8 protein-coding genes are annotated in these 6,155 nt (G+C 30.3%); 7 read left to right on the top strand and 1 reads right to left on the bottom strand.

Annotated elements, in window-relative coordinates:
• Positions 1-12: 12 nt before the first annotated feature.
• The 7 genes from thiD to asrC all read left to right on the top strand — a co-directional run bounded on the left by thiD (position 13) and on the right by asrC (position 5,855).
• Entirely contained in the window at positions 13-816 is an 804-nt protein-coding gene (gene thiD / locus RSF37_RS07695) for a bifunctional hydroxymethylpyrimidine kinase/phosphomethylpyrimidine kinase (protein ID WP_332563820.1), read from the top strand.
• A 24-nt stretch (positions 817-840) separates the two neighbouring features.
• The gene (thiM, locus tag RSF37_RS07700) at positions 841-1,665 is read left to right on the top strand and encodes a hydroxyethylthiazole kinase (protein WP_332563821.1); all 825 of its coding nucleotides are present in this window, start codon (positions 841-843) and stop codon (positions 1,663-1,665) included.
• Positions 1,652-2,269 (top strand): thiamine phosphate synthase, encoded by a 618-nt coding sequence (gene thiE, locus RSF37_RS07705; protein ID WP_332563822.1) that lies wholly within the window; start codon positions 1,652-1,654, stop codon positions 2,267-2,269. The genes thiM and thiE overlap by 14 nt, the downstream gene beginning before the upstream one ends.
• A gap of 56 nt (positions 2,270-2,325) precedes the next feature.
• A complete protein-coding gene (locus RSF37_RS07710) occupies positions 2,326-2,805 on the top strand; it encodes a hypothetical protein (RefSeq protein ID WP_332563823.1) in 480 nt (159 codons plus the stop codon).
• Between the two features lie 170 nt (positions 2,806-2,975).
• The gene (gene asrA, locus RSF37_RS07715) at positions 2,976-4,004 is read left to right on the top strand and encodes an anaerobic sulfite reductase subunit AsrA (protein ID WP_332563824.1); all 1,029 of its coding nucleotides are present in this window, start codon (positions 2,976-2,978) and stop codon (positions 4,002-4,004) included.
• Positions 4,005-4,796 (top strand): anaerobic sulfite reductase subunit AsrB, encoded by a 792-nt coding sequence (asrB, locus tag RSF37_RS07720; RefSeq protein ID WP_332563825.1) that lies wholly within the window; start codon positions 4,005-4,007, stop codon positions 4,794-4,796.
• A gap of 12 nt (positions 4,797-4,808) precedes the next feature.
• The gene (gene asrC / locus RSF37_RS07725; protein ID WP_332563826.1) at positions 4,809-5,855 is read left to right on the top strand and encodes a sulfite reductase subunit C; all 1,047 of its coding nucleotides are present in this window, start codon (positions 4,809-4,811) and stop codon (positions 5,853-5,855) included.
• A gap of 68 nt (positions 5,856-5,923) precedes the next feature.
• Here asrC and RSF37_RS07730 read toward each other — a convergent pair.
• The coding region (locus tag RSF37_RS07730; protein WP_332563827.1) for a hypothetical protein at positions 5,924-6,155 on the bottom strand (232 nt) is incomplete at its 5' end.

A 6,155-nucleotide genomic window follows, 5' to 3' on the forward strand; every position in this document is an offset into this window, starting at 1 on the left:
AGGATGATAATTATGTTTAGAGCATTAACAATTGCAGGATCAGATTGTTCAGGAGGAGCTGGAATTCAGGCAGATTTAAAAAGTTTCTCAGCAAATGGAGTATTTGGAATGAGTGTAATTACTGCGATTACTGCACAGAATACAAAAGGTGTTTTTGGAATTCAAGATATAAATGAGGATATGATAAGAGATCAAATAAGAGTTATATTTGATGATATTAGGGTAGATGCTGTAAAGATAGGTATGGTTTCAAAGATTGAGTCAATTAAAGCTATAGGACAAGCGTTGAAAGAAGTTTCAGATGTTAAAAAAATAGTAGTTGATCCAGTTATGGTTTCAAAAAGTGGGTTTAAATTATTATCAGAAGATGCAAAGGATACTTTAATTGAGGAATTATTTCCTATAGCAACTTTAATTACACCAAATCTTCCAGAAGCAGAAGAAATATTAGGCGTAGAAATTAAGACTTTAGAAGATATGAAGGAGGCTGCAATAAAGCTTAAGGAACTTGGACCAAAGTATGTATTAGTTAAGGGTGGTCACTTAGAAGATGATGCAACAGACCTTTTATACGATGGAGAAAACTTTACTTATTATAGTCAAGAGAGAATAAATAGTAAAAACACTCATGGAACAGGATGTACACTATCATCTGCAATAGCTGCAAATCTTGCAAAAGGAATGAATATCCAAGATGCAGTAAAAGAAGGCAAAAGATACATAACTGTGGCTATAGAACATGGAATAGAACTTGGACATGGAGTAGGGCCTACTAATCATTTTTATGAATTATATAAATTAGCTGGAATAGAATAATTTTAATTAAGGGAGTATTTGATTATGGATATAAAAGAGATTTTAAAAAGAGCAAATAAAGGGACGTGCAGTAGCCCATTAGTAGATTCAATAACGAATAATGTAACAATGAATGATGTGGCACAAACTATACTTTCATATAATGGTAAACCAATGATGATTGATGATATTAGAGAAATTGTTGAAGGTGTTACGATTTCTAATTGTCTTCATATCAATATTGGAACAATGGGTTATAAAAAAGAAGATAGTATGATACTTGGAACTAAAACTGCAAAAGAGAATAATATTCCAGTAGTATTAGATCCAGTTGGAGTTCATGTAAGTAAGTTAAGGACAGATTTAATAAAGGAGCTTTTAGAAATTGGTGTTACAGTAATTAAAGGGAATTTAACTGAAATAAAGAGCATAATAGGACTTAAAAGTGATTTTATTGGAATAGATTCTTTAGACAACTCAGAATATACTGAAGGTTTAAGACAGGCTTTTAGAAACTATTCTAAGGATAATAATTGCTTAATTGTTGTTACAGGAAAAGAAGATTATATAACAGATGGAAGAAGAGAGATTAGAATAAATAATGGTACAAGTAATCTTGCATTAGTAACAGGGACTGGTTGTATATTAGGTGGAATGCTTGCAGTAGAATGTGGAAAAAATCTTTCAGATGATTTAATATTTGGAGCTTGCAAGGCAGTTTTAACTATGAATATTTCAGGAGAAATAGCTATGGAGAGTAATGAAGGGCTTGGTATACTTTCATTTAAACATAAAGCATTAGATAAAATTTCATCTATTAAAGATAGTGAAATAATAGAAAGAGGAAAGATAACTTATGAAGAATTTTAATAATAAAAAAGTATATTTAGTAACTGACTATAGAATACCTTTTGATGAACTTATGGAAAAAACAGAAGAAACATTAAAATTTGGGGTAAGGCTCGTTCAGTATAGAGATAAAAATGTTGATACAAAGATTATGTGTGAAAGAGCTAATTTACTACTTAAGTTATGTGAAAAATATAATGCTATATTTTTAGTTAATGATAGAGTTGATGTAGCACTTGCAGTTAATGCACATGGAGTTCACTTAGGACAAGATGATATGGATTGCAAAGTGGCAAGAAATTTACTTGGAGATAATAAAATAATTGGAGTATCAACAAAAACATTAGAAGAAAGTAAGAAGGCATTTGAAGATAGTGCTGATTATTTAGGCTGTGGTGCTATATATAGTACAGATACTAAAGATACAAGTGTTATAAGTATGGATGCTTTAAAGGAAATAAAAGATAATGTTAAATTACCTGTATACGGGATAGGAGGAATTAATACCTCAAATATCACAGATGAACTTAAGTCAGTATTAGATGGAGTTGCCGTTATAACTGCAATTTTAAATTCTAATAATATTGGAGAAGCAGTGAAAAATTTTGAAGATACATTAAAGTAACGAGTAATAACGTATTTGAATATTATTATAAGTAAACAATGCTTCAAGGAGAAAATATGGGCTTTAGCGAAACAGAAAATTTTGAGGAATTTATGAAGCAGTTTGGAGCAGCCTTTGATTTTCAAAACTCTAATACTAGTGAAGAAGGTTGTAATGATATTAATGGAGGATTTCAAGATTTAAATCCTAATATATTTCCGCTTACAGCGGAACTTGTAGGACATATTATATCAAGTAATCTTCCATTTAATATTCAAAATGCTATTGGGAATTGGTTTGAATTATTAGGTCAAGTAATATTAACATATAATGCACAGCAACAATATTTTCAAAATGGCCCTGGATTATACTATAATGTTAAAAATAAAAATATTGGTAATAATTATTGTAATAATAATTCAAATGATAATGAATCAAGCAAAAATAGTGGAAATAAAGAAAAAGAACTTGCAGAAATGAAACAATGTATTAATATTATGTTAAAGAAAATTGAAACGTTAACAAATGATATCAATAAGTTAAAAAATGATTGCTAAACCTAAAATTATGGCAAATAAAAGGGTTGAATTTTGCCATAATTTTAGGTGTTTTTTATATAAGTAAATACCTATGTAATCATAAAAAAAAGAGATTTGAATTATGAAATTTAGAGGAGTATTATCAAAGTGTAATCTTATTAAATTTACGAAAAATAGGAGGATTTTATATGGGATATAAGTTAGAATTTGATAAAGCTAATAAGCTTTTAGAAGAGTTAAGAAAAGAGTACAAAATTTATGCACCAAAAAAATTTAGTAAACAAGGACGTTATTCAGATACAGATGTTGTTAAATATGCAGAGATAACATCAGTTGAAGACATAGTCTATAAAGAGAAATCTACATATCCAGCAAAGGAAGTTATCACACCTATTAGCCAAACATTATATTACTTTACAGAAGATGAATTCCGTGAAAGTAAGCCAGTTCATAACAAGAAAATACTAATATTCGCGAGACCTTGCGATATAAATGCTCAAAAAAGACAAGATAAAATATACTTAGAAAATGGAGACTTTGAAGATTCATTCTACAAAGGCGTTAGAGACAGAGTGAAATTTGTATGTATGGAATGTGTTGAAGGTTTTGATACATGCTTTTGTACAACAATGGGAACTAATGAAACAGATAACTACAGTTTAGCAGTTAGATTTTTAAAGGACGGTCTTTTACTTAATGTAAACGATGAGGAGTTTGAAAGTTACTTCAAAGATGAAAAGCAAGAACCATTTAATCTTGAATTCATAAAGAAAAACAAAGCAGAAGTAAAACTTCCAGATATACAAAATGTTGAAGTTTTAAATAAATTAAAAAAACATCCTATGTGGGAAGAATATAATAAAAGATGTATAGGATGTGGAAGTTGTACTGTTGCATGCAGCACTTGCACATGCTATACAACAAGAGACATAGTTTATGATGAAAATGGAAAAATTGGAGAAAGAAGAAGAGTACAAGCTTCTTGTCAAATTGAAGGCTTCGATGAAATGGCTGGAGGTCATAGCTTCAGAAATACTGTAGCTGATAGAATGAGATATAAAGTTCTTCATAAAATACATGATTATAAAGAAAAATTTGGAGAAAATATGTGTGTTGGGTGTGGAAGATGTACAGATAGATGCCCTGAAGCTATTTCATTTACCGCAACAATAAATAAGGTAACAAAAGCAGTAGAAGAAATAATGGAGGATATGTAGATGGAAAATATATTAACACCTAAAGCATGTGAAATAATTAGCGTTACTAAAGAAACTAAATCAGAATATACATTTAGAGTAAAGACAGATATAAAAGTTGAACACGGTCAATTTTTACAATTATCAGTACCGAAAATAGGTGAAGCTCCAATTTCAGTTAGTGGATTTGGTGATGGATACTTAGATTTTACAATAAGAGCTGTTGGTAAAGTTACTGATTGTATATTTAGCTTACAACCTGGAGATACAATGTTCCTAAGAGGATCTTATGGAGTGGGTTGGCCACTTAAAAAGTTTAAAGGAAAGAATATTATAATTGTAGCTGGTGGAACAGGAGTTGCACCTGTAAGAAGTATGATAAATAAGTTCTATAACGAAGATAATTTCGTAGAAAGCTTAAACTTAGTAATTGGATTTAAAGATGAAAATGGAATATTATTTAAGAATGAACTACAACAATGGAAAGAAAAGTTCAATACAATATACACTCTAGATAATGGAGAAAAAGAAGGATGGAGCACAGGTTTAGTTACAACTCATTTAGATAAACTACCTATAAAGAGCTTTAAAGATAACTATGAAGTTATAATAGTTGGACCACCTGTAATGATGCATTTTACAGCTCTTGATTTCTTAAAACTTGGAGTTCCAGAAGAAAAGATATGGGTTTCTTTTGAAAGAAAGATGTCATGTGCAGTTGGAAAATGTGGACATTGTAGAGTTAATGAAACTTATGTTTGTCTTGAAGGACCAGTATTTAACTATACTAAAGCAAAAACATTATTAGATTAGGGAGTGTTGTATATGAATCATGATATAGATATTAAAAAAGTAAGACTTAACTGCTATCGTCAATCTAAAGTGCCAGGAGAATTTATGCTTCAAATGCGTATACCTGGAGGACTTGTAAGTGCTAAGTATTTATCAACAGTTCAAGAGATAGCAGAAACTTGGGGAAATGGATCATTCCACGTTGGTATGAGACAAACTTTTAACATACCAGGTATTAAATACGAAAGTATAGAAAAAGTAAATGCTTTTATTAAGAATTATATTAAGACAGTTGAAGTTGATGGCTGTCGTTGTGATATGGAAGTTGATGACTTTGGATATCCAACAATAGGTGCTAGAAATGTTATGGCATGTATTGGTAATTCACATTGTATAAAGGGAAATGCTAATACAAAAATATTAGCAGATAAAATTGAAAAGTTAGTATTCCCATCACATTATCATATTAAAGTTTCAGTATCAGGATGTCCAAATGACTGTGCTAAAGGTCACTTCCAAGATTTTGGAGTTATAGGACAAGCAAGAATGGAATATCATCCTGAAAGATGTATAGGATGTGGAGCTTGTGCTAAGGCATGTGAACATCATGCAACTAGAGTACTTAGCTTAAATGATAAGGGATTAATAGATAAAGATGCATGTTGTTGTGTTGGTTGTGGAGAATGTGTTCTTGCATGCCCTGCAAGTGCATGGACAAGAAAGCCAGAAAAGTATTACAGAATAGTTATTGGAGGAAGAACAGGTAAGCAAACTCCGAGAATGGGTAAAACATTCGTAAACTTTGCAACAGAAGAAGTTGTACTTGGCATATTTGGTAATTGGCAAAAGTTCTCTGCTTGGGCATTAGATTATAAGCCTGAGTACTTACATGGAGGACATTTAATTGATAGAGCTGGATACCATAAATTTAAAGAAATAATATTAGATGGTGTTGATTTAAATCCAGAAGCATTAGTTGCTGATAATATATTCTGGGCAGAAACAGAATATAGATCAAACTTTAATGTTAAACCAATTGGAAAAATTAAAAATATACCGTTAGATAGACCAGTTAGATAATTTATAAATATTAATATAAAGGATATTCTCAATGTAGTTTGAGAATATCCTTTTTAATGTAAAAAAAATTACTTAACAGAATGAATTGAATCATAAAAACACTTTTCGGGTAAATCAATATCTTTATTAAACTTTATACATATTTCAAAGAAAGTTGAAAAATATAAAGCATCATCACACACTACTTCATAGTCTTTTGAGAGTAGTTTTGTAGAATAATTTACTATGCATAAATCATTAGCACAGGCATCGACACAAAAATGGGCATTAAAGGGCTCAACAAAGCTAGTAGATCTAACT

Source organism: Clostridium sp. (assembly GCF_036643715.1).
GTDB lineage: Bacteria > Bacillota > Clostridia > Clostridiales > Clostridiaceae > Clostridium.